At 72.7% G+C, this 25,716-nt stretch carries 27 protein-coding genes; 26 read left to right on the plus strand and 1 reads right to left on the minus strand.

Features of this window, described 5'->3' with window-relative positions; translation table 11 throughout:
* Positions 1-102: 102 nt before the first annotated feature.
* The 11 genes from flgB to J4G33_RS05560 are packed head-to-tail and all read left to right on the plus strand — an operon-like array spanning position 103 to position 9,182.
* Positions 103-453: a flagellar basal body rod protein FlgB gene (flgB, locus tag J4G33_RS05510; RefSeq protein ID WP_208054927.1), complete on the plus strand. Its 351-nt coding sequence runs from the start codon at positions 103-105 to the stop codon at positions 451-453.
* Positions 453-851: a flagellar basal body rod protein FlgC gene (flgC, locus tag J4G33_RS05515; RefSeq protein WP_208054928.1), complete on the plus strand. Its 399-nt coding sequence runs from the start codon at positions 453-455 to the stop codon at positions 849-851. The genes flgB and flgC overlap by 1 nt, the downstream gene beginning before the upstream one ends.
* On the plus strand, positions 851-1,159 hold the full coding sequence (gene fliE / locus J4G33_RS05520) for a flagellar hook-basal body complex protein FliE (RefSeq protein WP_208054929.1): 309 nt from the start codon (positions 851-853) through the stop codon (positions 1,157-1,159). The genes flgC and fliE overlap by 1 nt, the downstream gene beginning before the upstream one ends.
* Complete coding sequence (gene fliF, locus J4G33_RS05525; protein ID WP_208054930.1) at positions 1,159-2,736, plus strand: flagellar basal-body MS-ring/collar protein FliF; 1,578 nt, start codon at positions 1,159-1,161, stop codon at positions 2,734-2,736. Before fliE ends, fliF begins: the two co-directional genes overlap by 1 nt.
* The gene (gene fliG / locus J4G33_RS05530; RefSeq protein WP_208054931.1) at positions 2,733-3,767 is read left to right on the plus strand and encodes a flagellar motor switch protein FliG; all 1,035 of its coding nucleotides are present in this window, start codon (positions 2,733-2,735) and stop codon (positions 3,765-3,767) included. Before fliF ends, fliG begins: the two co-directional genes overlap by 4 nt.
* Positions 3,760-4,389: a FliH/SctL family protein gene (locus J4G33_RS05535; protein WP_208054932.1), complete on the plus strand. Its 630-nt coding sequence runs from the start codon at positions 3,760-3,762 to the stop codon at positions 4,387-4,389. Before fliG ends, J4G33_RS05535 begins: the two co-directional genes overlap by 8 nt.
* Positions 4,386-5,747, plus strand: a complete 1,362-nt coding sequence (locus tag J4G33_RS05540) for a FliI/YscN family ATPase (protein ID WP_208054933.1) — start codon at positions 4,386-4,388, stop codon at positions 5,745-5,747. Before J4G33_RS05535 ends, J4G33_RS05540 begins: the two co-directional genes overlap by 4 nt.
* Positions 5,747-6,193 carry a flagellar FliJ family protein gene (locus J4G33_RS05545; RefSeq protein WP_208054934.1) on the plus strand — a complete coding sequence of 149 codons (447 nt, stop codon included), beginning with the start codon at positions 5,747-5,749 and terminating at the stop codon, positions 6,191-6,193. Before J4G33_RS05540 ends, J4G33_RS05545 begins: the two co-directional genes overlap by 1 nt.
* On the plus strand, positions 6,190-7,434 hold the full coding sequence (locus tag J4G33_RS05550) for a flagellar hook-length control protein FliK (RefSeq protein ID WP_208054935.1): 1,245 nt from the start codon (positions 6,190-6,192) through the stop codon (positions 7,432-7,434). Before J4G33_RS05545 ends, J4G33_RS05550 begins: the two co-directional genes overlap by 4 nt.
* Positions 7,435-7,448: 14 nt before the next feature.
* A complete protein-coding gene (locus J4G33_RS05555; protein ID WP_243758635.1) occupies positions 7,449-7,970 on the plus strand; it encodes a flagellar hook assembly protein FlgD in 522 nt (173 codons plus the stop codon).
* A gap of 33 nt (positions 7,971-8,003) precedes the next feature.
* Positions 8,004-9,182, plus strand: coding sequence for a flagellar hook protein FlgE (locus J4G33_RS05560; RefSeq protein WP_208054936.1), 1,179 nt, complete (start codon positions 8,004-8,006; stop codon positions 9,180-9,182).
* 480 nt (positions 9,183-9,662) lie between these two features.
* Here J4G33_RS05560 and J4G33_RS05565 read toward each other — a convergent pair whose 3' ends face one another.
* Entirely contained in the window at positions 9,663-10,622 is a 960-nt protein-coding gene (locus J4G33_RS05565; RefSeq protein WP_208054937.1) for a type IV toxin-antitoxin system AbiEi family antitoxin domain-containing protein, read from the minus strand.
* A gap of 555 nt (positions 10,623-11,177) precedes the next feature.
* Here J4G33_RS05565 and J4G33_RS05570 point away from each other — a divergent pair.
* The 15 genes from J4G33_RS05570 (at position 11,178) to J4G33_RS05640 (ending at position 25,716) form a co-directional block, all read left to right on the plus strand.
* Positions 11,178-11,468: a flagellar FlbD family protein gene (locus tag J4G33_RS05570; protein ID WP_208054938.1), complete on the plus strand. Its 291-nt coding sequence runs from the start codon at positions 11,178-11,180 to the stop codon at positions 11,466-11,468.
* Entirely contained in the window at positions 11,468-12,232 is a 765-nt protein-coding gene (locus tag J4G33_RS05575; protein ID WP_208054939.1) for a motility protein A, read from the plus strand. Before J4G33_RS05570 ends, J4G33_RS05575 begins: the two co-directional genes overlap by 1 nt.
* A complete protein-coding gene (locus J4G33_RS05580) occupies positions 12,229-13,131 on the plus strand; it encodes a flagellar motor protein MotB (RefSeq protein WP_208054940.1) in 903 nt (300 codons plus the stop codon). Before J4G33_RS05575 ends, J4G33_RS05580 begins: the two co-directional genes overlap by 4 nt.
* Positions 13,131-13,661 (plus strand): flagellar basal body-associated FliL family protein, encoded by a 531-nt coding sequence (locus J4G33_RS05585; protein WP_208054941.1) that lies wholly within the window; start codon positions 13,131-13,133, stop codon positions 13,659-13,661. Before J4G33_RS05580 ends, J4G33_RS05585 begins: the two co-directional genes overlap by 1 nt.
* Before the next feature lie 245 nt (positions 13,662-13,906).
* Entirely contained in the window at positions 13,907-14,839 is a 933-nt protein-coding gene (locus tag J4G33_RS05590; protein WP_307793764.1) for a flagellar motor switch protein FliM, read from the plus strand.
* Positions 14,839-15,564, plus strand: coding sequence for a flagellar motor switch protein FliN (gene fliN, locus J4G33_RS05595; protein WP_208054943.1), 726 nt, complete (start codon positions 14,839-14,841; stop codon positions 15,562-15,564). The genes J4G33_RS05590 and fliN overlap by 1 nt, the downstream gene beginning before the upstream one ends.
* Positions 15,565-15,570: 6 nt before the next feature.
* Positions 15,571-16,137, plus strand: coding sequence for a flagellar biosynthetic protein FliO (gene fliO, locus J4G33_RS05600; RefSeq protein WP_208054944.1), 567 nt, complete (start codon positions 15,571-15,573; stop codon positions 16,135-16,137).
* A gap of 56 nt (positions 16,138-16,193) precedes the next feature.
* The gene (gene fliP / locus J4G33_RS05605; RefSeq protein WP_243758702.1) at positions 16,194-17,030 is read left to right on the plus strand and encodes a flagellar type III secretion system pore protein FliP; all 837 of its coding nucleotides are present in this window, start codon (positions 16,194-16,196) and stop codon (positions 17,028-17,030) included.
* The gene (locus J4G33_RS05610; protein ID WP_208054945.1) at positions 17,030-17,302 is read left to right on the plus strand and encodes a flagellar biosynthetic protein FliQ; all 273 of its coding nucleotides are present in this window, start codon (positions 17,030-17,032) and stop codon (positions 17,300-17,302) included. Before fliP ends, J4G33_RS05610 begins: the two co-directional genes overlap by 1 nt.
* Before the next feature lies 1 nt (position 17,303).
* Positions 17,304-18,086 carry a flagellar biosynthetic protein FliR gene (locus tag J4G33_RS05615; protein ID WP_208054946.1) on the plus strand — a complete coding sequence of 261 codons (783 nt, stop codon included), beginning with the start codon at positions 17,304-17,306 and terminating at the stop codon, positions 18,084-18,086.
* Positions 18,083-19,195 carry an EscU/YscU/HrcU family type III secretion system export apparatus switch protein gene (locus J4G33_RS05620; protein ID WP_208054947.1) on the plus strand — a complete coding sequence of 371 codons (1,113 nt, stop codon included), beginning with the start codon at positions 18,083-18,085 and terminating at the stop codon, positions 19,193-19,195. Before J4G33_RS05615 ends, J4G33_RS05620 begins: the two co-directional genes overlap by 4 nt.
* Before the next feature lie 73 nt (positions 19,196-19,268).
* On the plus strand, positions 19,269-21,326 hold the full coding sequence (locus J4G33_RS05625) for a flagellar biosynthesis protein FlhA (RefSeq protein WP_208054948.1): 2,058 nt from the start codon (positions 19,269-19,271) through the stop codon (positions 21,324-21,326).
* Positions 21,316-22,572: a hypothetical protein gene (locus tag J4G33_RS05630; protein ID WP_208054949.1), complete on the plus strand. Its 1,257-nt coding sequence runs from the start codon at positions 21,316-21,318 to the stop codon at positions 22,570-22,572. The genes J4G33_RS05625 and J4G33_RS05630 overlap by 11 nt, the downstream gene beginning before the upstream one ends.
* Before the next feature lie 63 nt (positions 22,573-22,635).
* The gene (csrA, locus tag J4G33_RS05635; RefSeq protein ID WP_208054950.1) at positions 22,636-22,875 is read left to right on the plus strand and encodes a carbon storage regulator CsrA; all 240 of its coding nucleotides are present in this window, start codon (positions 22,636-22,638) and stop codon (positions 22,873-22,875) included.
* A gap of 363 nt (positions 22,876-23,238) precedes the next feature.
* Positions 23,239-25,716: a chemotaxis protein CheA gene (locus J4G33_RS05640; RefSeq protein WP_208054951.1), complete on the plus strand. Its 2,478-nt coding sequence runs from the start codon at positions 23,239-23,241 to the stop codon at positions 25,714-25,716.

Consider the following 25,716-nt stretch of genomic DNA (forward strand, 5'->3'; position numbering starts at 1 on the left):
CCCCGACCAGGGCCGATGAGCAACCCGAGCACGGATCGCTCATCACGTAGGCCATGGATAGGCCGCTCGCAGGATTTCTCAACGGGTGGGGTGTATCCACAGGTGTTCGACTCCGTGACGTTCGTGGCGATGAACAGCGCCCTCGACGGCCTCGCGATGCGCCAGCGCGTCATCGCGGACAACATCGCGAACATCCAGACTCCCGGCTTCCTCGCCGGTCGAGTCTCTTTCGAGGCATCCCTCGCCGAGGCCGTGAGCAGCGGCTCGCGCCGCACCGGCGCCGCGACCGCCCAGGTCGACCGCTCCCTCGAGCCCACGCGCCTGGACGGCAACAACGTGAACCTCGACACCGAGACCCTGCTCAACGTCGACACCAACCTCCGCTACCAGCTCGCCACGCAGGCGGTCAGCGGCACCTTCTCCAAGATGCGTAGCGCGATGAGGAGCGCCTGATGACGACCTTTGGTGCGATCGGCGTCGCCGGCACGGGGATGACCGTGTACCGCAAGTGGCTCGACGCGGTCAGCGACAACCTCGCCAACCTGAACACCGTCCGCCCCACGGGGGAGGACGCCTTCCAGGCCCGGTACGTCGTGGCGCAGGCCATGGGTGGGGACACCGGCGGCGTGCAGGTCCAGGGCATCGCCCTCGGCTCGGCCGAGGGCCGGATCGTGTACGAGCCCGACAACCCGCTGGCTGACGCCGAGGGGTACGTCAAGTACCCCGACATCGACATGGCGAGCCAGATGAGCCAGCTGATCATGGCCCAGCGCGGCTACCAGGCGAACGCCGCCGTGGTGGACCGCGCCAAGGAGACCTACCAGGCCGCACTGCAGATCGGACGCAACTGATGAGCATCCTCCCCGTCGGCGGCGTCATGGACGCGATCGGCGCCCAGGGCGCCCTCGGCGTCCAGGCCGCCCCGCCCGCCACCGGAGCCGGCACCTTCAGCCTCGACGTCGGTGGTGCCATCGACAACCTGCAGGGGATGCAGGCGACCTCGGACGCCCTCGCGGTCCGGGCCGTGACCGGTGACCTCGACGACGTGCACGACTACACGATCGCCTCGAGCCAGGCCGCCGTCGCCCTCGAGCTCACCGCCGCCATCCGTAACAAGGCCGTCGACGCCTTCACCGAGATCATGAGGATGCAGGCCTGATGCCCGCCCAGATCAGCGGCCTGCTGGGCCGCCTCTCCGAGCGCGTGCGCGAGTTCACCCTCGCCCAGCGCACCCTCGCCATCATCGGCGTGGCCGTCCTGGTCCTGGGCCTGGTGGCCCTGTCCACCTGGGCCACCAAGCCCACCATGAGCCCGCTCTTCTCGGGCCTGGCCTCGGCGGACGCGAGCGCGATCGTCGACCACCTCGAGGCCGAGGGCGTGCCCTACGAGCTCACCGACGGGGGCTCGACGATCATGGTCCCCTCCGGGCAGCTCTACCCGATGCGCCTCGCGGTGGCCTCGGCCGGTCTGCCGGCCGCCTCGGACGGCGCGGGCTACTCGCTGCTCGACGAGATGGGCATGACCTCCTCGGAGTTCCAGCAGGAGGTCACCTACCAGCGCGCCGTCGAGGGCGAGCTCGCCAAGACCATCGGTGCGATCGAGGGTGTCGAGGCCGCGACGGTCCGTCTGGCCCTGCCCACCGAGAGCGTCTTCGTCTCCGAGCAGGCCGACCCGACGGCGTCGGTGTTCGTGCAGACCCAGCGCGGCACCAACCTCAGCAACGACAAGGTCCAGTCGATCGTCCACCTCGTCTCGGCCGGCATCGAGGGCATGTCCCCGACCGACGTCGCCGTGATCGACGCGGCCGGCACGGTCCTCTCGGCCGTCGGCACCGGGGGCACGGGCCTCCAGGACGGCCAGACCGGCGACTACGAGCAGCGGATCGCCGCCAACATCCAGTCGATGCTCGACCCCCTGGTCGGGCACGGCAACGCCGTGGTCAGCGTGACCGCGGACCTCGACTTCGACCAGACCGCCCGCACCTCGGAGACCTACGACGCCCCCGAGGACCTCCCGCCGTTGTCCTCCGCGACGACGAGCGAGGAGTACGTCGGCACCGGCGGCGCCGCTGCAGGCGTGCTGGGCCCGGACAACATCGCTGTCCCCAACGGCGCGAACGGGGCGGGGGAGTACACCAAGGAGTCCGAGACGGTGAACAACACCCTCAACCGGGTCACCGAGCAGCTCACCACCGCGCCCGGTGCCGTGCGCCGCCAGTCCGTCTCGGTCGTCATCTCCGAGCAGGCCGGCGGTGGGCTCAACCTCGCCGCCATCGAGGAGATGGTCACGGCCGCCGCCGGGGTCGACGAGGAGCGCGGCGACGTCGTCGCGGTCACGCGGCTGAACTTCGACGAGGCCGGGGCCCTCGCGGCCCAGGAGGCCCTCGCCGCTGCCGCCGCCGAGGCCGAGGCCGAGCAGACCGCCGCCCTCATCCGCAACGGTGTGATCGCCGGAGTCATCCTCCTCGCCGTGATCCTGGCCCTGGTGACCGCGGCACGCCGCAGCCGCCGGGCCCGCCGCGAGGCGATCGACCTGGGCGGGCTGGAGATCGTCGAGGACACCGTCCCCGAGATCATCGAGCTCCCCGACGAGACCCTCGCCCTGCCGGCCCCCGAGGTCGAGCCCGAGGTCGACGAGATGGACGCCAAGCGTGAGGACCTCATGGCCCTGGCTGCCGAGCAGCCGGCCGAGGTCGCCGAGGCCCTGCGCGGCTGGCTCGTGGGAGGCCGGCGATGACCGTCACGACGACCGACGCCCCCACCGCCATGCTGACCGGGGTGCAGAAGGCCGCACTGGTCCTCATCCAGCTGGGCCGCGAGCAGGCCTCCAGGGTCATGGCCCAGTTCGACGACGCCGAGATCGAGGAGCTCACCACCGAGATCGCCCGGCTCGAGCGCATCGACAGCGCCGTCGCCGACACGGTGGTCGAGGAGTTCCACCTCCTCACCCTCGGCGGCCAGAGGTTCAGCGGCCGGGGCGGACTCGCCTACGCCCAGCAGGTCCTCGAGGCCTCGGTGGGGCGCGAGCGCGCCGCCGCGATGCTCGAGCGCCTGCAGACCTCCCTCCAGGGCCAGCCCTTCGAGTTCATGCAGTACGCCGACGCCCGGCAGGTCGTCTCCCTGCTGAGCGGCGAGCACCCGCAGACGATCGCCCTGGTGCTGGCCCACCTGCGCGCCGAGCACGCCTCGGCGATCATGACCGGCCTGCCGCCGGCCACCCAGGGGGAGGTCGCGCACCGCATCGCCCTCATGGAGCGGGCCTCGCCCGACGTCGTCCAGGTGGTCGCCGAGAACCTGCAGCGCAAGGCCACCGCCGTGCTCAGCCCGACCGAGCTCTCGGCCGTCGGCGGCGTGCAGCCCCTCGTCGAGATCATCAACCGGGCCGACCCGTCGACCGAGAAGCTCATCCTCGAGGGCCTCGCGGCCCGCGACGAGGCCCTCGCCGACGAGGTCCGCAGCCGCATGTTCGTCTTCGGTGACATCACGCTGCTCGAGGAGCGCGCCATCCAGCTCGTGCTGCGCGGCGTCGAGATGTCCGTCCTCGCCACGGCCCTCAAGGGAGCCGACGAGATGGTGCGCGAGAAGATCCTGCGCAACCTCTCCGAGCGTGCCCGCGAGAACCTCGAGGAGGAGATCGAGCTGCTCGGCCCGGTGCGCCTCTCGCTGGTCGAGGACTCGCGCTCGGTCGTCGTCCAGGCCATCCGTGGCCTCGAGGAGAGCGGCCAGATCGTCATCCGCCGCGAGGGCGAGGACGAGTACGTTGCCTGAGTCCACCGTCACCACGTTCCGGCCCGCAGCCCTGCCCGGGCCGTCGAGCCGCGCGAGCGAGGACCGCGACGAGCGGTCCCGCGCCGCGGGGTACGCCGCGGGATGGACCGCCGGTGCCCGTGCGGCTGCCGAGACCGCTGCCCAGCGGGCCCGTCACCTCGAGGCGCAGGCCGCCGCCGAGCAGGCCCGTCGTCAGGCAGCCCTCGAGCACGCCCTCGCGGTGCTCTCGGCTGCCGTCGACGCCGTCGAGGCCCGGACCATCCCCATCGTCAGGGAGGCACGCGCCACCCTGCACTCGACCGCCCTCGACCTCGCCGCCGCCGTGCTCCAGCACGAGCTGCGCCCGGGGCCCGACTCGGCCCGTGTGCTGCTCGAGCGTGCCCTCGACCTGCCGGTCGAGCTCGGCGTGCACACCGTGCGCGTCAACCCCGTCGACCTCACCCACTGCGAGGCCGTGCTCCGCGCCGGTCAGGCCCGGCTCCCCGAGGGCGCGCGCCTGGTCGCCGACCCACGGCTCGCCCCGGGGGACACCGTCAGCGAGTACCCGGACGGCTTCCTCGACGCCCAGGTCCAGACCGCCCTCGACCGCGCCCGCGCGGTCCTCAGCGAGGACCAGGCATGACCACGACCACCGCGCCCACGCGCGCCACCGCCCCGGTGCCCGGCTCCCAGGACGCCGTGCTGCGGCGAGCCCTCGGTGCCGCGGCCCCCGAGCGCGTCGGCCGGGTCAACGCGGTGGTCGGTCTGTCGATCGACGTCGCCGGGGTGACCGGTGCCGTCGGCGACCTGCTGCTCGTCGGCGAGCCCGGCGCGGGGCAGGTGTCGGTCGAGGTCGTGGCCGCCACGCCCACCGTGCTCCGCTGCATGCCCCTGGGCGCCGTGGCCGGCCTGCACGTCGGCATGCCCGTGCGCTCGACCGGTCGGCCGCTCACGGTCCCCACCGGCAACGCCCTGCTGGGCCGGGTGCTCGACGGGCTCGGCCGGCCGATCGACGGCAAGGGCCCGCTCACCGGCGCCCGCCAGGTCTCGGTCGACGGCTCGGCCCCCTCGGCGCTGGGCCGCGCCCGGGTCGACACCCCCCTCTCCCTGGGCGTGCGCGCGCTGGACACCATGGTCACCGCAGGCCGCGGTCAGCGCCTCGGCCTGTTCGCCGGCTCGGGCGTCGGCAAGTCGAGCCTGCTCTCCATGGTCGCCCGGGGCACCGACGCCGAGATCTCGGTCATCGCCCTGGTCGGTGAGCGTGGCCGTGAGGTCCGCGAGTTCCTCGAGGACGACCTCGGCCCCGAGGGCCTGGCCCGCAGCGTCGTCGTGGTCGCCACCTCCGACGAGCCGCCGCTGGTCCGCCTGCGCGCGGCCTTCGTCGCGACCAGCATCGCCGAGGGGTTCCGCGCCGAGGGCCGGGACGTCGTGCTGATGATGGACTCGCTCACCCGCGTGGCGATGGCCCAGCGCGAGATCGGCCTCTCGGTGGGCGAGCCCCCCGCGACCCGCGGCTACCCGCCGTCGACCTTCTCGCTGCTCGCCCGGCTCCTCGAGCGGGCCGGCACCGCCGAGCGCGGATCGGTCACCGGCATCTACACCGTGCTCGTGGACGGCGACGACCACAACGAGCCCATCGCCGACGCAGCCCGGTCCATCCTCGACGGTCACGTCGTGCTGACCCGCGAGCTCGCGGTCGCCGGGCACTTCCCCAGCATCGACGTGCTCGCCTCCGTCTCCCGGGTGGCCGGCCGGGTCACCTCGGCCGACCAGCGCGAGGCCGCGGTCGTGCTGCGCCAGGTGATGGCGGCCCGCCGCCGTGCCCAGGACCTGCTCGACGTCGGTGCCTACGTGGCCGGCAGCAACGCCCTGGTCGACGCCGCGGTGCAGCACGCCGGGGCGATCGACGCCTTCCTCCAGCAGCCCCTCGACGACACCGCCGAGCCCGAGGACTCCTGGGCTCGTCTCGCGAGCCTCGTCCGAGCGATCGGGGGTCAGTGATGGCCCGCGCCTTCCGTCTCGGTGGCCTGCTGCGCCTGCGCAAGCTCCAGGAGGAGCAGGCCGAGGCAGAGGCCGCCCGCGCCCACGCCGAGCGTCGTGCCGCGGACAAGCGCCGCTACGACACCGCCGTGATGCTCGCCGGAGCGGCCCTGCCCCGCGAGGGGGATGAGCTCACCTGGCGCGCGGCCATCGCGAGCCGGGCCGCGCTCACGGGCCTCGCCTCGGAGTCCGTCGCCGCGGTCGGCGCCGCCCAGGCGCGCGTGCAGCAGGCCACGGCCCACTGGGCCGAGGCCAAGGCGCGGGCCACCGCGCTCGAGAAGCTCGAGGACCGGCACTCCGCCGCCCTCCGCACCGAGGAGGACCACGCCGAGCAGCTCGTGCTCGACGAGGCCGCTCTGCGTGGTCGAACCACCACGACGAACCCACCCATCGAGGGGGAACGATGAGCACGATCATCATGCTTCCGGCACCTGTGCCGACCAGCGGCCGCGGCAGCGGCTCGTCCGGCGCGGGTGCCTCCGGCTCGGGCGGCCCCGGCGACTTCGCAGCGGCACTCGAGGCCGTCGTCGAGGGCTCCGTGCGCAAGCCGGGCACCCAGCAGCGCGGGCAGCAGGAGGGCGGGGAGGCCCAGGCCGCGGCCGACGGCGCGCTGGTCACCGTCGCGCAGATCGTCCAGGCCGCCTCCGGGCTGCTCGCCGAGGTCGGCGGCACCGGGCTCGGCACCGGCGTGCCCGCCCCGGGCGTCGAGGGGACCGTCGACGGCGAGACTGCCGGAGACGAGGACGGCATGGCCCAGGTGCTCGACCTGACCCCCCGCCTGGCCGCAGCCCTGGCCGCCGAGGAGGGGACCGGCACCGTGCCCACCCAGCGATCGGCGACCCAGGCCGAGGCCGTCCAGGCCGCGCTCGCCGCCGCGACCCAGGGAGCCGGGACCGAGGCGGACGCCGACGCCCCCGGCAAGCACGCAGCCGGCAAGCACGCCGCGTCCACCCCCGCCGCGGTGCCCGCCGCCGCGGTCCCGGGCGGGGCGCAGGCCCAGCAGGCCGCCCAGGCAGCCGCCGCGGCGACCGGTCCGCTCACCCCTGCCACGACCGACGGGGAGCCGGTGGTCGCCCCGGTGCGTGTCGAGGCCGCGTCCGTCGCGCCGACGCCCACGACGACCACCTCGACCGCGCTGGCCCCCACCCCCGTCCCGACCGTGGCGACACCGACGACCGAGACCAGCGCGCCGTCGTCGACCCCCGCGCCCCCGGCTCCGGCGTCCCCCGACCAGGCCCGGCCGCTGGCCGACCAGCTCGGCGTCCGGCTCGCCGGTCTGCGCAGTGCGGGCGAGGGGCAGCACGTGCTCACCCTGCGGGTCGACCCCGAGAGCATCGGACCGATCCGGGTGGTCGCGCACATCGGGCCCGAGGGGGTGCGGATCGAGCTGCTCGGGGCGACCGAGCAGGCCCGTGAGGCGCTGCGCGGGGCCCTGCCGGACCTGCGCCGTGACCTCGTCGCTGCCGGCTTCCCCGCCGACCTCGGCCTGGGCGGTGACGGCAAGGGCGGCCTCAAGGGCGACGGGACCGGCGCCGACGCCCAGGGCAAGAAGGCCGCAGCCGGCGGCACCGACCTGACCGAGACCGACGACGGCGACGACGCCTCGGCACCCACCGGGCTGCACCGCGGCCTCGACCTCATCGTCTGACAGGGAGACCACCCATGAGCATCATGCCCACCGAGACGACCGTCCAGGCCACCTCGCTGCACGCGACCGCCACCCCGGCGACCGCGGCCAAGAAGGAGATGGACTCCGAGGTCTTCCTCGCCCTCCTGGTCGCGCAGCTGCGCAACCAGGACCCCACGTCCCCCATGGACACCAGCGACATGATGGCCCAGTCCACCCAGCTCGCGTCCATGGAGCAGCTGACCGCCCTGACGGACACCTCGCGGGAGAGCTTCGCCCTCCAGATGCGTGTCGCGGCCGCCGGGATGGTCGGCCAGGAGGTCAGCTTCGTCGACGCCGACGGCGTCACGCAGACCGGCATCGCCGAGTCCGTCTCCTTCGCCTACGAGGTGCCTCAGGTGAAGGTCGGCGAGTGGACCGTCCCGCTCGACGCCGTAGCCCTCGTGCGTGCCGCAGGCAACCAGGCCGGTGGCGCCACCGCCGGCTCCTCCGGCACCACCGCCCCGTCCACCGACTCCTCGACCACCACCTCCGGCAGCGCCGGAACCGCTGCCTGACCAGGCCGCTCCACCACTCGAAGGGAAATTCCCATGCTGCGCTCACTCTTCTCCGGCATCAGCGGTCTCCGGGCACACCAGACCATGCTCGACGTCACCGGCAACAACATCGCCAACGTCAACACCACGGGCTTCAAGGCCTCGCAGACCCAGTTCCAGGACACCCTCTCCCAGGTGCTCACCAACGCCGGAGGGGCCCAGCCCGGCCTCGGTGGCACCAACCCCGCGCAGGTCGGCCTCGGTGTGCAGGTCGCCGGCGTCACGACCAACTTCCAGCAGGGCGCGGCCCAGCTGACCAACCGCTCGACCGACATGATGATCTCGGGCGACGGGTTCTTCATGGTCCGCAAGGGCAACGAGCAGTTCTACACCCGGGCCGGGGCCTTCAGCTTCGACGCGACCGGTCAGCTCGTGACCCCCGACGGCGGCCTGGTCCGCGGCTGGGCGGCCGACGCCAACGGGAACGTCGACACCAACGGGCCGCTCTCCGACATGCGGCTGCCCATCGCGACCCTCATGGGCGCGACGGCCACAACGGCGGCGACCTTCGAGGGCAACCTGCCCTCCGAGGCGGCTGCGGGCACCGTGCTGAACCGTGAGGTCGACGTCTACGACGGCGCGGGCAACATGACCTCCCTGCAGCTCGCCTTCACCCGCACCGCAGCAGGCTGGAACGTCGAGGCGACCCGCAACGGCGCCGTCGTCGGCACCAGCGCGATGACCTTCAACGCCGCGGGGCAGCTGACCGGGGGTGGCACCCTGAACGCCGGGGGCATCGCGGTCAACCTGAGCACCACCACCGGCTTCGCGGGGCTCGACACCATCAAGGCCGCGACGCAGGACGGGCGCGCGGCGGGCTCGCTGCAGTCCTTCACGATCAACGCGGACGGCACCCTGATGGGCTCCTTCAGCAACGGCCTCAAGCAGGCCATCGGGCGCGTCTCCCTCGCGACCTTCGCCAACCCCGCGGGCCTCGAGAAGGCCGGCGGCTCGCTGTACCGCACGAGCATCAACTCGGGCGACCCGCAGGTCGGTGCCGCGGGCACGGACGGCCGTGGCTCGCTCACCGGTGGAGCCCTCGAGATGTCGAACGTCGACCTCTCGGCCGAGTTCACCAACCTGATCATCGCCCAGCGCGGTTTCCAGGCGAACAGCCGCGTCATCACCACCTCGGACGAGATGCTCCAGGAGCTCGTCAACCTCAAGCGCTGACCCACCCTCGCGCCAGGACGTGCGGCCCCTGGCCCACCCCGTCCTGGCCCCCCCCCCCCCCCCCACGCCCAGGCCCGAGGCGACCGCCCCGTTCACGCCCGCCCCGCCCGCCACCTCTCGCCGCGCGCGCCCCACCCCGACCGCCCCCTCTCGCGGCGCGCGCCCCACCCCGACCGCCCCCCGCACCCCCGGTCCACATCGTCGGGGTCGATCGGGGTCACTATCTGACCCTGATCAACCCCGATCTTGCCGGGGCACTGCCGCCGCGCGCCGCCCGCCGCATGCGACCGCCGCATGCGACCGGCGCCCACCGCGCGCCGCGCCCACCCCAGCTGCCCGCCGCGCCCACCCCAGCCGCGCGCCGCGCCCACCCAGCCGCGCGCCGCTGGGCTGCCTGATGGGTGGCTGTCGGTCACCGCCCTCGGCCCTCCCGGCCACGCGTTGGCCGGTGGGACCGTGTCGGGGGTGCGGGGAGGGCGTTCAGGTGACGAGGCAGTCCGGGCCGCAGGGTCGCGGGGTACCGCGCCACCCGCGGCTGCGCAGTGCTGCGACGACCTGGGCCGCCGTCGAGCACGGCGTGACTCGGATGTGGCGCCACCGGTAGCGCAGGGTCACCTCGCCTCGCTCCAGGAGCACCGCGTTGTCACGCCAGGTGTCCTGGTCGGTCCGGCCGCCGGGGTGGGCGAGCTCCCCGTCGAGCTCGACACGGACGCCGAGGCTCTCGTACACGGCGTCCGCGCGGATGCGACGCCCGTCCCCGAGGCGATGCTGGACCTGCCGACGGGAGCGGGGGAGTCGGTGACGTCGCTCGACGTCGCGGCGGTAACGGCGCTCCAGCGCAGACTCTGCCCCTCCCTCGACGTCCTCGAGGATCTCGAGGACGAGCCTGCGGTGGGCCATCCGGGCGCTCTGCGTGACGGCGTCGCGGATCTCGGCCGGGAGAGTCCGCGCCCGGACGGCGGCGCACAGCAGGCTGATCACCTCGTCGTCGGAGCGGGCCAGGGTGAGCAGGTCGAGGACGGTGCCAGGACGAGTGGTCGTCGGCAGCCGGTTCACCAGGTGGGCCCAGCCCTCCGCACCGAGATGGCGGCGTCGGTGCACGACGATGCCGGGGCTGCCCGCGACGTGGCGTCCGTGCGGCACGCTCACGTCGACCAGCCGGGGCGGGACGTCGGCGAACCCGTGCTGGTACCCCGCGGCCCGGTGGCTCAGGACCGCCCCGCGCCCGGCGTGGAGCAGGGCCGCCTGGGCGCGGGTCCGCCACTCGACGGGCCCCGAGTGGACCACCAGCACACCGCGGTGCAGCCGCTTCCACGGTCCGTGCCGCACCTGCCGCTTGATCCACGACGGCTCAGCACCAAGTCTCAGCAGCTGCGCCGTGGTCACCACCCCGAGCTGCCGCTCGGCCAGACGCATGATCGACGGATGAGGTGGCGACATGCGTCGACTGTGGTGCTCGTGCTGCGCTGCCGCGTGGCCTGCCCACCACCCCTGTGGACCGACCACGCCGAGGGCACCCGGTGGACAGCCCCGCGGGTCCGGGGAGTCGCGCTCATCGGGGGTGGGGGGGGGGGGGCCCCCCCCCCCCCCCCCCCCACCCCAGTACCGACCGCGCCCGCGCCAGCAACCCCGGGGCATGGGACGGCGGGCGGGCGGACGGGGCCCGCGGGCGAGGGCACGCGACGCATCGGGGTCGATCAGGGTCACTATTCGACCCCGCTCGACCCCGGACGCCCCCGGACGCCCCCGGCCGACCCCGCTCGACGCCGTCGACCCCGCCCGCCCCCGCTGACCCCGCCCGCCCCCGGACGACCGCGTGCTGGGTCTCGGGTCCCCGATCCGGGCTGTGACCGGGACAACCGGTGCGGGCCTACCCGAAAGGCTCAGTCGGGACTGCGTGCGGCCGATCAGGTAGTCATGCCGGCCCTTGGTGGGTCGGGAACCGTGCGTGGCCGCGACCCGGCCCGTGCACCACACCAGGGATGGGAACCAGTCGTGATCGTCGTGACACGCCTCAACGGGCCGCAGTTCGCGGTGAACCCTGATCTGCTCCAACGGGTCGAGACGACGCCGGACACGATCCTCACCCTGATCGACGGCACCAAGTACATCGTCGCGGAGTCGATGGAGGAGATCACCTCCCTCGTCGTGGCCTACAGAGCCCGCGTCATCGCCACGATGATGGAGATGGCAGACGACGCCCTGGGCGACACCACCGTCTCCGCGGTCACCGAGCTCAAGCGGCCCTCCCTGCGGTCGCTGCCCCCCGTCCCGGAGGCTGACTGATGGATCCGGCAACCCTGGCAGGCCTAGCCATCGCCTTCGGCATGGTGCTCATGGGCATCCTGGTCGAGGGCGCGAGCCCGATGTCCGTGGTGCTCCCGGCCCCGATGATCCTCGTGATCGGTGGAACCCTCGGCATCGGTCTGGCCAGCAGCACCATGAAGGACGCGATCCGGACGTACAGCAGCCTGCCGAAGTTCCTCTTCTTCAAGAAGCCTGATCTCGACAAGACCGTCGAGACCGTCGTCGGGCTGGCCGACCGCGCACGGCGCGAAGGCCTGCTCTCCCTCGAGGACGCCGCGCGCGACGTCGACGACCCCTTCTTGCAGTCGGGCCTCCAGGCCGCGATCGACGGGACCGACCCGGACGACCTGCGCGAGATGCTCGAGGACCGGGTGTCGAGCAAGAAGTCCCTCGACAAGACCATCGCCAAGTACTGGAACACGATGGGCGGCTACGCCCCGACCGTCGGCATCGTCGGCACCGTCGTCTCGCTGACCCACGTCCTCGAGAACCTGGCGCAGCCCGACGAGCTCGGGCACATGATCGCCGCCGCCTTCGTCGCGACCCTGTGGGGACTCCTCACCGCGAACTTCATCTTCCTGCCCCTGGGCGCACGCGTGACCCGTGTCTCCGAGCTCGAGGTCGCTCACATGGAGATGTCCATCGAGGGCCTCCTCGCCATCCAGGCCGGGGCCAACCCGCGCCTGGTCGGCCAGCGCCTGCGCAGCCTCATGCCGCCGGACCTCGTCAAGGAGGCCGCATGAGCAGCGGACGCGGCTCGGGCGGTCACGGCGGGCGCCGGGCCAAGAAGCACGAGGAGGAGGAGCACGAGAACCACGAGCGGTGGGCGGTCAGCTACGCCGACATGATGACCGTGCTCGTCGGCCTCTTCATCGTCCTGTACGCGATGAGCAACGTGGACCAGGTCAAGTACGAGCAGCTCCGCGACTCCCTGGCCGCGGGCTTCGGCAACGGCCAGCCCTCGATCCTCGAGGGCAACGTCGGCGTGCTGCACGGGGTCGAGCGCTTCGAGATCTCCCCCTCCCTGCGCGAGGACGTCGCCGCTGCCCAGGCGGGCCCGGCGGTCGAGGACCCCGACGCCCCCGAGGAGGCCGACACCACGGCCGCGGACGCGCGCACCATGCGGCTCGCGGAGGAGGAGTACGGCAGGCTCGAGGGCATCGCCACCCAGATCGCCAACGCCCTGGACGACGAGGGCCTCGCCGACCGGGTGCGGTTCCGCATCACCGAGCGGGGTCTGTTCATCGGGATGGTGGCCGACGACGTCTTCTTCAGCGCCGACGCGGCCCGTCTGACCGGCACGGCCGAGCAGGTCGTGGACACGATCGCCCCGGTGCTCGTGGGCCTCGACGAGGAGATCTCGGTCGAGGGGCACGCCAACGTCCTGCCCAGCACGCGCTACCCGACCAACTGGGAGCTCTCCTCCGACCGGGCGACCCAGGTGCTGCGGCGCCTGGTCGAGACCGGACGGGTCCCCGGGGAGCGCATCGCGGCCGTCGGCTTCGGCGAGTCCCGCCCGTTGGACTCGGCCGACGACCTCGAGGCCAACCGTCGCGTGGACCTCGTGGTCCTCAGCGACGCCCCCGAGACCGTTCGCGAGCTCCTCCCCCGAATCGCCGCCACCGACCCAGGAGTGACCTGATGCCTACCGAGCAGCGCGTCATCGCGTCCAAGCCCAAGATCGGCGCCCGCCCCACGGGTGGTGCGCCCCCCGAGCCCGCCGCCGAGGAAGCTCCCGCCAAGAGCAAGAAGAAGCTCATCATCATCCTCGCGGCCGTCCTGGTCCTGGGCGGTGGCGGTGCCTACTGGTTCCTCATGGGGCCGGGCGCAGGCGACGCCACCGCCGAGGAGGGTCACGCCGAGGAGAAGGAGCACAAGCCCGAGCCCGGCGAGATCCTGGCCGTCGAGCCTGTGTCCATCAACCTGGCCAAGGGCCACTACCTGCGCCTCGGCATGGGCCTGCAGATGTCCGCCGACGCCGGCGGTCACGGCAAGCCGAGCCCCGCCCCGGCCCTCGACCTCGCGATCGACCTGTTCTCGGGTCGTCCGATGTCGGAGGTCGCGAGCGCCGAGGGACGCGAGGCCCTCAAGGCCGAGCTCCTCACCCACCTCGAGGAGGCCTACCACGGCGAGGTGATCGACCTGTACTTCACGGACTACGTCACCCAGTGATGTAGCCCGACGGCGTGGCGGGGTGGTGAACCACCCCGCCGCAGGCCGTCCCTGGGTACGCTCAGGACTGCACTGAGCCGGCACGGATGCCGGTGCGTTCGCGGCGCCATGGAGGGCGCCACCTTGCCGCGGGGCCCAGCGACCCGCGGAGCACGTCCGGCCGTACGCGGTCCCACCCCGGGTGGTTCTCGTACTTCCTGCGCGGTTCTCCTCATCACCCTGGCGCGCGCGCCGATGAGCACCCCGTGACGGTCCAGGACACGACGGCGCCCCCCGCGCGCCGCAAGCGCTCAGCAGAGCCCGAGGCGTACGACTTCCGACGCCCCATGACCCTCGCCCGTGAGCACGGGCGGGTCCTCGAGATGGCCTTCGAGACGTACGCCAGGCAGTGGGGGACCCAGCTCACCTCACGCCTGCGCGTCGTGGCGAACGTCAACCTCCTCACGGTCGAGATGCGTTCGTACGACGAGTACGTGCGCTCCCTGCCGGACATGACCACGATGGTGCTGTGCGACGTCGACCAGGGCCGCGCGACCGCGGTGCTGCAGCTGCCGCTCGACTCCACCATGCTGTGGATCGACTACCTGCTCGGCGGGCCGGGCATCGCGACCCAGGACGCCGAGCGTGAGCTCACCGAGATCGAGTGGCACCTGCTGCGCGACCTGCTGCAGCACGCCGTCGCCGACCTGACCTACGCCTTCCAGTCGGTCGGCCAGATCGGCGTCATGGTCAAGACGGTCCAGTACAACCCCCAGTTCGTGCAGGCCACCGCGGCCTCCGAGCCGGTGATCATCGCGACCTTCGACCTCGGTGTCGCCGGTCGGGAGACGACGGCGACCTTCATGCTGCCCGCCGAGATCGTGATGGCGGCCCTGCACTCGGGGGACCAGACCGACAGCCGCTCGGCCGAGGCCCTGCTCGAGCACGCGATCGCGACCGGTCGGCTCGCCGACCAGGTGCACGACGTCCCCATGGACGTCTCGGTGCAGTTCACCCCGTACACCACCACCCCGGCGCAGATCGCCGGGCTCCAGATCGGTGACCTCGTGCCCCTGCGGCACCGCGCCGACAAGCCCCTCGACGTCGTCGTCGGCGACGTCGTCCTTGCCCGTGCCGCGCTCGGGAGCAACGGCTCCCGGCTCGCCTGCCTGGTCGTCACCTCCGAGGAGAAGCACTGATGCCTGCCCTGCCCACGCTGGACGCCGAGTCCGTCACGATCGCCCGTGCGGCGGCCACCGAGCTCGCCCGCCTGCTGCCCTCGACCGATGCTCTGACCGTCGTCGAGCACGACCCCGCCTCCGGCCCGGCCGACGACGCCGTGGCTGTGCGCGCCGCCTTCGTCGGGGCCGTCAGCGCCGACCTCCTCGTGGTCGCCGACCAGGCCGTGGCCGAGGCCCTCGCCGGGACGGACGCGACCATCTCGGTGGCCGACGCCCTGCGCCCGGCCCTCGACGCCGCGACCGCGACCCTCGGCGCCGGGGTGCTCGACGAGGCCCGCTCGGCAGCTCTCGCCGGCGGCCTCGAGGAGGAGGGCGTCATCGCCTTCGCCCTCGCGGGTGCCGACGGCACGCCCCAGGCGTGGTTCGGCCTGCGGATGCGTCAGCGCCCCGAGGCCGTCCCGCAGCAGCGCGGTGCCGCGGCGCCCGGCGCCGCGCAGGTCTCCCCGCTGCGCCTGCTGCACGACGTCGAGATGACCCTCACGGCCGAGATCGGCCGCACCAAGCTCCCCGTCCGCCAGGTCCTCGAGCTCGTGCCCGGCACGGTCCTCGAGCTCGACCGGGCAGCGGGATCCCTGGCCGACGTCATGGTCAACGGCCGGCTCGTCGCCCGCGGCGAGGTCGTCGTCGTCGACGAGGACTACGGCATCCGGATCACCGAGATCGTCGGCTCCGAGAACGCCTGATCGACCATGGACACCTCCTCCCTGATGCTCGGCCTGCGGGTCCTGCTGTCCCTGGCCGTGGTGCTCGGGCTGCTGTGGTTCCTCGCGCGCCGGCTCAGCGGGACCAAGGCGGTGCGACGTCGGGCCACGGACCTGGCCGTGATCGGCAAGCAGTCCCTGGGCGGCAAGACCGGTCTGGCCCTCGTCGAGGTCGGCGGGCGTCGCCTGCTGCTCGGCGTGAGCGAGCAGGGCGTCAACCTCCTCACCGAGGTCGACATGCCCGTCGAGCCCCCCGCCCCGGTCGCCCTCGTGCTGAGCGAGGACGACGAGCCGGCTGAGGCCGGCACCGGCCTCGGGCACGAGCGCACCCCGCTCGACCCGGCCGCGATCGAACGGCTCGTCGCCGAGGTCCCCTCCGACGTCTCGAGCCTCACCCCCCACGCCACGGACGGCGTGGAGCTCTCCCCGTCCACCCCCGCGGCACGGATGCCCGCGGTCCCCAAGCAGCGCAGCCCTCTCGAGGGATCGATCCTGGACGCCACCCTGTGGCGCCGGGCGATGGTTGCGGTGCAGGAACGGACCATCCGTCGTTGAGCCCCGTGAGCCTCCCGGGCGGCACCTCGTGCCCGCCCGCAGTGCTGCGCGACCCGCTGGCCCCTGAGGGCCCGCGCGCCGCCCGGCTGCGCGCCACCGCGCTGCGTGCCCTGGTGGTGCTGCTGGTCGCCCTGGTGGCGACCGTCCTGCTGGCCGGCCTCGCGCAGGCCGCTCCCATCGACCCTGTCGAGCCCACCGCGCCGACCGAGCCCGTCGACCCCGAGGGCGACCCGGCCGTCACCATCGACATCAACGGCGTCAACGGCACGCCCAACAGCTCGATCGTCGTCCTGCTGACCATCACGCTGCTCTCGGTCGCACCGGCCCTGCTGCTCATGATGACGAGCTTCACGAAGATCTTCGTGGTGCTGGCCCTCACCCGGAACGCCCTGGGCCTCCAGGGCGTCCCGCCGAACCAGATCCTGGCGGGCCTCGCCCTCTTCCTCAGCCTGTTCATCATGGCCCCGGTCGTGGGCGAGGTGAACGACATCGGCGTCCAGCCCTACCTGAACGGCGACGCGACCTTCTCCGAGGCCGTCGACGTCGGCTCGGGCCCGCTGCGCGAGTTCATGCTGGCCCACACCCGCGAGGAGGACCTCGCCCTGATCACGCGTGCCGCGGACATGGAGAACCCCGAGACCGTCGAGGACGTCGCGATGACGACCCTCATCCCGGCCTTCATGCTCTCCGAGCTGCGCTCGGCCTTCATCATCGGCTTCGTCATCTTCGTGCCGTTCCTCGTCATCGACCTGGTGGTCGCGGCCGCCCTGATGAGCATGGGCATGATGATGCTCCCGCCGGTGATGATCTCCCTGCCGTTCAAGCTCCTGCTCTTCGTCCTCGTGGACGGCTGGGGCCTGATCGTCACGGCACTCGTGGGGAGCTACGTCTAGTGGACACCACGGCCGTCCTCGACATCGGCTTCTCGGCCATGCTCCTCGCGGGCAAGCTCGCCGCGCCCATCCTCATCACCGCGCTCGTGGTGGGCTTCACGGTCTCCTTGCTGCAGTCGATCACGCAGGTCCAGGAGGTCACCCTCAGCTTCGTGCCCAAGGCCATCGCGGTCGCGATCGCGCTGCTCGTCTCGGGCCACTGGATGATCGCCGAGACCATCTCCTTCACCGAGGAGATGTTCTCCCGCATCCCCAGCCTGCTGGGGGGCTGACATGGGCCTGACCATCCCGCTCGCGACCCTCGAGGTCATGATGCTCGCCGGAGTGCGCGTCGCTGCCTTCCTGGTCATCGCGCCGCCCTTCTCCCACGGCGCCGTGCCCGGGCGGATCAAGGCGATGCTCGCCGTGGCGCTGGGGCTGCTGGCCACGCCGCGCGCGATCGCGGCCGGGGGCGAGACGGTCGGCACCGCGATCGCCTCGGGCACGGCCCAGCTGATCGGCGACCTCCTCATGCAGGTGGTGATCGGTGGTGCGCTGGGCTTCCTGGTCGCGATGGTCTTCGCCGCGGTCCAGGCCGCCGGGAACATGATCGACCTCTTCGGCGGCTTCCAGCTGGCCCAGGCCTTCGACCCGATGAGCATGACCAACGGGGCGCAGTTCTCCAAGCTCTACACGATGACCGCGCTGGTGCTGCTCTTCGCCTCGAACGCGCACCACGTGATCCTCGCCGGCCTGATGCGCAGCTTCGACGCGCTGCCGCTCGGCACCCCCCTGAACTTCGCGGCCATGAGCCAGGCCGTGACCGAGGGCATCACCGACCTGTTCCTCTCGGCCCTGCAGGTCGCCGGCCCGCTGATCGTCGTGCTCTTCCTCGCCGACGCCGGCCTGGGCCTGCTGACCCGTGTGGCCCCCGCGCTCAACGCCTTCGCCCTGGGCTTCCCGCTCAAGATCTTGCTCGCCCTGACCCTCGGGGCGACCGCCTACCTGGCGCTGCCGCAGATCGTGGCCGCGTTGAGCGACACCGCGGTGACCCGCGTGCTGGAGGTCGGGCGATGAGCGAGCAGAGCGGTCAGGACCGCACCGAGGACGCCACCCCGAAGCGGATGAAGGAGGTCCGCAAGGAGGGCTCCCTGCAGCGCTCGCAGGACCTCTCGGCCTGGATCGGCATCGGCACCGGCGCGATCATGCTCACGTTCGTGCTGAGCAGCGGGCAGGGCGCGGCCCTCGAGCAGATGAGCCTGGTGCAGGAGACCATCGCCAACCCCGACCCCGAGCTCGCGGTGACCGCGCTCTTCGACGGCATGGGCTCGATCATCTGGACGATGGCGCCGCTCTTCGCCGTCGTGGTGCTGGCGGCGATCATCGGCTCGGCGCTGCAGGGCGGCATCCACATCTCGACCAAGAAGCTCAAGCCGACCTTCAAGCAGTTCAACCTCGTCAAGGGCGTCAAGCAGAAGTTCGGCATGCAGGCCTGGTGGCAGGGCCTCAAGGCCGCCCTCAAGGCCTTCGCGATCGGCGCGGTCCTGTACGTCGTGGTCCAGGGGCTGATCCCCCTGCTGCTCGGCTCGGGCATGCACTCGCTCAGCCAGATCCTCGGTGCCGCGGGCTCGGGGGTCGGCAACCTCGTCCGCACCGCCGTCGTCGCCGGTCTCGTGCTCGCGGTCTTCGACCTCCTGGTCATCGGGAAGGCCAACCGCAAGAAGACCAAGATGACCAAGAAGGAGGTCAAGGACGAGCACAAGCAGTCCGAGGGCGACCCGCTGCTCAAGGGAGCGATCCGCTCCAAGCAGATCGCGATGAGCCGCAACCGCATGATCGCCGAGGTCGCCCAGTCCGACGTCGTCCTGGTGAACCCCACCCACGTGGCCGTGGCCCTGCGCTACGAGCCGGGGACGGGTGCCCCCAAGGTCGTCGCCAAGGGCGCGGGCCACATCGCGGCGAAGATCCGCGAGGTCGCGACCGAGAAGAACGTCCCCATGGTCGAGGACATCCCGCTGACCCGGGCCCTGCACGCCGCCTGCGAGCTCAACCAGGAGATCCCGGCCCACCTGTACACCGCCGTCGCGCGGATCCTCGCCTTCGTCATGGCGCTCCGCCGTCGCGGTGCCGCGACCGGCATGCACAAGCCGCCGGACGGGCCCACCAAGATCCCGGAGGCGGCGTGAGATCCCGACCCGCACGCCCGCCCCACCCCCAGACCACTGCCAGCACCACGACCCACCCCGAGGAGGCCCGAGCATGAAGGCCAAGCAGATCACCCAGCTCGGCGTCCCGGTCGGCGTGGTGGGCATCGTCATGATGCTCGTCGTCCCGCTGCCCGCGGCCCTTCTCGACTTCCTCATCGTCATCAACATCGTCATGGCCCTCGTGGTGCTGCTCACCGCCATGTACGTGAAGAAGCCCCTGGACTTCTCGGTCTTCCCGTCGCTGCTGCTCGTGCTGACCCTGTTCCGGCTCGGTCTGAACGTGGCCTCGACCCGGCTGGTGCTGCGGGACGGCTACGCAGGGGACGTCATCGACGCCTTCGGCACGATCGTGGTGGGCGGCTCGCTCATCATCGGCCTGGTCATCTTCCTCATCCTCGTGGTCATCCAGTTCGTCGTGATCACCAACGGTGCTGGGCGTGTGGCCGAGGTCGGGGCGCGCTTCACCCTCGACGCGATGCCCGGCAAGCAGATGGCCATCGACGCCGACCTCAACGCCGGCCTCATCGACGAGGACACCGCGCGCACCCGCCGTGCCGAGATCTCGGCCGAGGCCGACTTCTACGGCGCCATGGACGGTGGCTCGAAGTTCGTCAAGGGCGACGCGATCGCCGGCATCATCATCACCGTCATCAACCTGCTCGGCGGGTTCGGCGTCGGGATGCTGAACATGGGCATGTCCGCCGGGGAGTCCCTCGAGCGCTTCAGCCTGCTGACCATCGGTGACGGCCTGGTCACCCAGATCCCGGCCCTGCTGATGTCCGTCGCGACCGGCCTCATCGTGACCCGCGCGACCGCCTCGGGGGACCTGGGCGCGGCCGCCAGCGGACAGCTCACCCAGAGCCGCACGGCCCTGATGATCGCCGGCAGCGCCGCGATCGCCCTGGCCCTCGTGCCCGGCCTGCCCAAGCTGCCCTTCATCCTCGTCGGCGCGACCCTGCTGATCATCGGGCAGCGCATCGGCGCCCACGCCAAGGCCGAGGCCGCCGCGGGCGAGATCGAGGCCACGGCCGCGACGACCTCGCCGTCGGCCGACACCCCCGAGGCCCTCATCGAGCAGATGCGGGTGCACACCCTCGAGATCCTCCTGGCCCCCGACCTGGTCGACATGGTCGGCAGCGGCAGCGACCAGGACCTCCTGGCCCGGGTGCGCGGCCTGCGCCGCAAGATCGCCATGGACCTCGGCATCGTCGTCCCCCCGGTCCGGACCCGTGACTCGGTCGAGCTGCCACGCTCGACGTACGTGGTGCGGATCGCCGGGGTCGAGGTCGGCCGTGGCGAGGCCCCCGGCGGGCGCCTGCTGGCCCTGGGCGACAACCTCGAGAGCCTCGGCGGGACCACCGTCGTCGAGCCGGTCTTCGGGCTGCCCGGCAAGTGGATCCCCAGCGAGCTGCGTCACGCGGCGGAGATGGTCGGCGCCACGGTCGTGGACCGGGTCTCAGTGCTGATCACCCACCTCGGCGCCATCATCGACGCCAACGCCCCGCGGCTGCTGTCCCGGGAGGACGTGCGGGTGCTCACCGAGGGCGTCAAGCAGGTCAACCCGTCGGTGGTCGACGAGCTGGTTCCTGGGCTGCTGACCCTCGGTGAGGTCCAGCGGGTGCTGCAGGGTCTGCTCGCCGAGCGGGTGCCGATCCGCGACCTGAGCCGCATCTTCGAGGGCCTGACCCTGCGCGCCAAGGTGAGCACCGACACCGAGGGCCTCATCGAGGCCTCGCGCACGGCTCTGGGTCCCGCGCTCGCGGCCCCGTACGCCCAGGACGGCGTGCTGCGGGTCATCACCCTCGACCCGACCCTCGAGCAGAGCCTCATGGAGGCCGTGCGCCCGGCCGACGGCGGTGCCCAGCTGCTCCTCGACCCGACCAAGGCTGACCGCGTGCTGGGGTCCCTGCGGCAGATCGCCGCAGCCGGTGAGGTGTCGGGCCGCGAGGCCGTCCTGGTGTGCGCGCCGGCCCTGCGCGCCGCGCTGCGTCGCACCGTGGTGCTGGCGCTGCCCACCCTTCCCGTGCTCTCCTACAGCGAGGTGACCGGTGCGGGCCTGCAGATCGAGACCGTGGGGGTGGTGAGCGATGCCGCCGCGCTTGCTGCTTGACGGTGAGGACCTGCGCGCGTTGATGCTCCGCGTCCGCGAGGAGGTCGGGCCCGACGCCCGCATCATCAAGGCCGAGCGCATCCGCTCGGGGGGCATCGCCGGGTTCTTCGCCAAGGAGCGCTACGAGCTGACCGTCGAGGTGCCCGAGGTGCGTCCCGCGCGTCGGGCCCGTCCTCGTCGGGCGACCGAGGGCGCCGTCGGGCTCGACGCGCTCCTCGCCGCCGCGGACGCGGTCGAGGCCGAGGAGGCCGGGGCCGAGGTCACGGCCCCCGAGCCCGAGCCGGGTCCAGCGGTCTCGACCGCGAGCGACTCCTTCGCGACCGTGCTGGACTCGGTCCGGCAGATGGTCGGGGCCGACGTCACGACGGCCCCGGTCGTCGACGCCCCCGACGAGGCCGCGACGCCTGCCGCCGAGGACGACGTCACCGCGCCCGCTGGTGCGCAGGCTGAGCCCGCCCCGGCCGAGGCTCCCGTGCCCGTCGAGGGGGCCGAGCTCGCGGCCGTCGTGGGCAGCGGCGCGGCTGTCGCAGCCGAGCGGCTCGACCCGCCGGCCGCCGTGGCCCCGACGCCCGAGGTCCCCGTCGAGGCCGGAGGCTCGAGCGTCACGGCCCTGCTCGAGCTGGGCATCCCCACGCGCCTGCTCTCGGGTTTCGCCGACCCGACGGCGGCCGCCCCGCTGTCTGTTCTCGTCCGTCGCTTCGAGCGCCCGCCGACGGTGCAGCTCTCCTCCGGGGTCCTCGTCGTCGCTGGGGAGGGAGATGCCGCGCTGCGGACCGCGACCCAGATGGCCCACCGCGCAGGCCTGCCCACCCACGAGATCCTGCTGGCCGGGGAGATCGACGCCGTGCCCGGCCACGGCCGCCGTCTGCAGACCCTCTCGGCCGTCGAGCGGGTGCGGTCCCGGCTCCCCGGGGACGCCCTGACGGTCATCGCCCTGGGGGTCCCGACCGACCGCAGCCGGTGGGGTGAGTCCGCCTCGATGCTCGAGGCCCTCGCGCCGGACCAGGCGTGGGCAGCCCTCGACGCTCGCTCCAAGCCGGCCGACCTGCGACGGTGGCTGCGCTCGGTCGGGCTGCGGCGCCGGTTCGACGCCGTCGCCGCGGTGGCCGCCTTCGAGGCGCAGGCCCCGGGCATGGTCCTGTCCCTCGGGGTCCCGGTCGGATGGCTCGACGGCCTGCCCGCGACCCCCGTCGTGTGGGCCGCGGTGCTCAGCGAACGACTGGCCGACGACGCCCGCTGGGACTGATCCACCGCGCCGCGCCCTGGACGCACCGAGCCGCCCGCGACGTGAGCGACTACCCTCGCGAGCATGCTGGTCCTGAGTCGACGCGTCGGAGAGCGCCTGGTCATCGGTGACGACATCGTCATCACCGTGATCGACGTGCGCAACGACGGGGTGCGGATCGGCATCGACGCCCCCCGTGACGTGCGCGTCAACCGCGCCGAGGTCCTCGAGGCCGTCGAGAAGGCCAACACCGAGGCCGCCGCGGCCGACGACGCCGTCGCCGACGCGCTGCGCGCCCTGCGCCCCCCCACCCCCGAGGCCTGACCCCCGGGCCGAGCGCCCCCCTGAGCTCCTGCCCGCCCCTCATCGTGGCTCTTCCCCTGGCGCCCCAGCCCCCTTCGCTGCATCCTCTCCGCGAGCGGTGAGGTCGCACCTCTGCACCGAGGTCGTCCTTGCGCATGTGCGTCCTCGGTGCAGAGGTGCGACCTCGGCGGCTGGGGTGGGCCGGGCAGGGGGGTTGGGGTGGGCGGGGCAGGGTGGCTGGGGTGGGCTGGGTGGGTGGGGTGGGGCAGCCTGGGGAGTGCCGCGGCCTCACCCGGCGGGATCACTCACAAGCCTCGCGGGACGGCCGAATACACCTCCAGCATGTGACGGAGAACCGTCGCACCGTTCGGCCTGGAGGTTGACGTGGAGGACTTGGACGAGATCGTCCGCGAGTTCCTCGTGGAGAGCCACGAGAACCTCGACCAGCTCGACTCGGACCTGGTGGCCCTCGAGGGCTCGCCGGAGTCGCGCGAGCTGCTCAGCAGCGTGTTCCGCACGATCCACACGATCAAGGGCACCAGCGGGTTCCTGGCCTTCGGCAAGCTCGAGAAGCTGACCCACGCGGGGGAGAACCTCCTCGTGGAGCTCCGCGACGGCCGCCGCTCGATGGACCTGCCGACGACGGACGTGCTCCTCGAGATGGTCGACGGCGTGCGCTCCATCCTGCAGGCGATCGAGTCCACGTCGACCGAGGGCGACGTCGACGTCGCCCCGACCGTCGAGCGGATCCGCGTGGTCCTCGAGCAGCGAGACCAGGTAGAGGAGACCCCCGTGCCCGACCCGACCCCCGCCCCCGAGGCGCCGGCCGACCCCACTCCCGTGGCCGAGGTCGCCCCGCCCGTCGCCGAGCCGGTCGCCGCCCCGGCGCCCGAGCCGGCCGCCGAGCCGGCCGCGAAGGCCAAGGCGCCGCGCAAGATCCGTGCGGTCAAGCGCCCGGCCGCCGCCAAGGCCCCGGCCGCGCCGTCGGTCGAGGCCACCGTCGAGCCGACCCCCGAGCCGACGCCGACCCCGGAGCCTGCTCCGGTCGCCGAGACCCCGGCCGCCAAGCCGACCCCCGCCAAGGCCACCCCGGCCAAGGCTGCGGGCAACGAGTCCGCCGGCGAGCCCAGCCGCTCGGCCGCCGACGCCTCGATCCGCGTGGACGTCGACCTGCTCGACGCCCTGATGCGTCAGGTCGGCGAGCTCGTGCTGGCCCGCAACGCGATCACCCGCCTCGCCGACGACAGCGCCGGCAGCGACCTCGTGCGTGCCTCGCAGCGCCTCAGCCTCATCGCCTCGGAGCTGCAGGAGGGCGTCATGAAGACGCGCATGCAGCCCATCGAGCACGTGTGGTCCAAGGTCCCGCGCATGGTCCGCGACCTCGCTGCCGCCTGCGACCGGCAGGTCCGGCTCGAGATGGTCGGTGGCGACACCGAGCTCGACCGCAGCCTCCTCGAGGCGATCAAGGACCCGCTGACCCACCTCATCCGCAACGCGATCGACCACGGCATCGAGTCCGCCGTGGACCGCACCGCCGCGGGCAAGACGGCCCAGGGCCTGCTGTCCCTGCGCGCCTACCACGCGGGCGGCCAGGTCGTCGTCGAGGTCACCGACGACGGCAAGGGCATCGACCACGAGCGGGTCGCCACCAAGGCCGTCGAGAAGGGGCTGCGCACCCCCCAGCAGGTCGCGGCCATGGCCCCGGCCGAGCTGCTGCAGCTGCTCTTCCTGCCCGGCTTCTCCACGGCTGAGGCCGTCACGAACGTCTCGGGCCGCGGCGTGGGCATGGACGTGGTGCGCACCAAGATCGAGGGCATCGGCGGGACCGTCGACGTCGACTCGAGCGTCGGCAAGGGCACCACCTGGCGCCTGCGCATCCCCCTGACCCTCGCGATCATGCCTGCGCTGACGATCGTCTGCGACGAGCAGCTCTACGCGATCCCCCAGGTCAGCCTGGTCGAGCTCGTGGCGCTGGACGCCCAGACCAACGAGAGCTCGATCGAGTACATCCGGTCCGCGCCGGTCTACCGCCTGCGCGGGGACCTGCTGCCGCTGGTCGACCTGCGTGAGGTCTTCGGCTCCGGGCCGCGCGAGGAGGGTGTGCGCACCGTCATCGCCGTCCTCCAGGCCGACACCCAGCGCTTCGGCCTGATCGTCGACCGGGTCCTCAACACCGAGGAGATCGTCGTCAAGCCGCTCTCCGCGCGTCTGAAGTCCATCGGTCTCTACGCGGGCGCCACGCTCCTGGGCGACGGCAGGGTCTCGCTGATCCTCGACGTCCAGGCGATCGCCCGCCGGTCCATGGCCGGGGAGATCGGCGAGGCCGAGCGTGGCTCGCGGGCCAGTGCCACGGTCGAGGCCGTCGAGACGGTCCAGGTGCTCGTGGCCGGGGTCGGCGACGGCCGCCGCGTCGCGATCCCCCTCTCGGCCGTCACCCGGCTCGAGAAGATCCCTGCGACCGCCATCGAGCACGCCGGTGGGCGCGAGGTCGTCCAGTACCGCGGCTCGATCACCCCGGTGGTCCGCCTCGGCTCCTCCTACGGCATGGCCGTGGCCGAGGACGACGAGCTCACCGTCGTGGTCTACACCCGCGGTGCGCGCAGCGTCGCGATCGTCGTCGAGGAGATCGTCGACATCGTGGACGACGACGCCGCCAAGCACTACGACCTGGGCGACCACGGGCTTATGGGCTCGACCGTCCTCAAGGACCGCGTCACCGAGCTGCTCGACATCCAGTCGGCGGTCGTGGCCGTGGACCCGTACTTCTTCACCGACGTCGAGGTCCCGTCCCAGCACGGGCCCCTCGACCCGGACGACATCAACAGCCCGGCCGCCGGCCGTGGCGCACTGGTAGGGGTGTGA

It is taken from the genome of Actinotalea soli (assembly GCF_017565425.1).
GTDB lineage: Bacteria > Actinomycetota > Actinomycetes > Actinomycetales > Cellulomonadaceae > Actinotalea > Actinotalea soli.

What these genes read in the sequence shown, in the direction of transcription:
- flgC (WP_208054928.1), top strand. Translation starts at nt 453, where the DNA reads ATGACGACCTTTGGTGCGATCGGCGTCGCCGGCACGGGGATGACCGTG.
- fliE (WP_208054929.1), top strand. Translation starts at nt 851, where the DNA reads ATGAGCATCCTCCCCGTCGGCGGCGTCATGGACGCGATCGGCGCCCAG.
- fliF (WP_208054930.1), top strand. Translation starts at nt 1,159, where the DNA reads ATGCCCGCCCAGATCAGCGGCCTGCTGGGCCGCCTCTCCGAGCGCGTG.
- fliG (WP_208054931.1), top strand. Translation starts at nt 2,733, where the DNA reads ATGACCGTCACGACGACCGACGCCCCCACCGCCATGCTGACCGGGGTG.
- J4G33_RS05540 (WP_208054933.1), top strand. Translation starts at nt 4,386, where the DNA reads ATGACCACGACCACCGCGCCCACGCGCGCCACCGCCCCGGTGCCCGGC.
- J4G33_RS05545 (WP_208054934.1), top strand. Translation starts at nt 5,747, where the DNA reads ATGGCCCGCGCCTTCCGTCTCGGTGGCCTGCTGCGCCTGCGCAAGCTC.
- J4G33_RS05550 (WP_208054935.1), top strand. Translation starts at nt 6,190, where the DNA reads ATGAGCACGATCATCATGCTTCCGGCACCTGTGCCGACCAGCGGCCGC.
- J4G33_RS05555 (WP_243758635.1), top strand. Translation starts at nt 7,449, where the DNA reads ATGAGCATCATGCCCACCGAGACGACCGTCCAGGCCACCTCGCTGCAC.
- J4G33_RS05560 (WP_208054936.1), top strand. Translation starts at nt 8,004, where the DNA reads ATGCTGCGCTCACTCTTCTCCGGCATCAGCGGTCTCCGGGCACACCAG.
- J4G33_RS05565 (WP_208054937.1), bottom strand. Translation starts at nt 10,622, where the DNA reads ATGTCGCCACCTCATCCGTCGATCATGCGTCTGGCCGAGCGGCAGCTC.
- J4G33_RS05575 (WP_208054939.1), top strand. Translation starts at nt 11,468, where the DNA reads ATGGATCCGGCAACCCTGGCAGGCCTAGCCATCGCCTTCGGCATGGTG.
- J4G33_RS05580 (WP_208054940.1), top strand. Translation starts at nt 12,229, where the DNA reads ATGAGCAGCGGACGCGGCTCGGGCGGTCACGGCGGGCGCCGGGCCAAG.
- J4G33_RS05585 (WP_208054941.1), top strand. Translation starts at nt 13,131, where the DNA reads ATGCCTACCGAGCAGCGCGTCATCGCGTCCAAGCCCAAGATCGGCGCC.
- fliN (WP_208054943.1), top strand. Translation starts at nt 14,839, where the DNA reads ATGCCTGCCCTGCCCACGCTGGACGCCGAGTCCGTCACGATCGCCCGT.
- fliO (WP_208054944.1), top strand. Translation starts at nt 15,571, where the DNA reads ATGGACACCTCCTCCCTGATGCTCGGCCTGCGGGTCCTGCTGTCCCTG.
- J4G33_RS05615 (WP_208054946.1), top strand. Translation starts at nt 17,304, where the DNA reads ATGGGCCTGACCATCCCGCTCGCGACCCTCGAGGTCATGATGCTCGCC.
- J4G33_RS05620 (WP_208054947.1), top strand. Translation starts at nt 18,083, where the DNA reads ATGAGCGAGCAGAGCGGTCAGGACCGCACCGAGGACGCCACCCCGAAG.
- J4G33_RS05625 (WP_208054948.1), top strand. Translation starts at nt 19,269, where the DNA reads ATGAAGGCCAAGCAGATCACCCAGCTCGGCGTCCCGGTCGGCGTGGTG.
- csrA (WP_208054950.1), top strand. Translation starts at nt 22,636, where the DNA reads ATGCTGGTCCTGAGTCGACGCGTCGGAGAGCGCCTGGTCATCGGTGAC.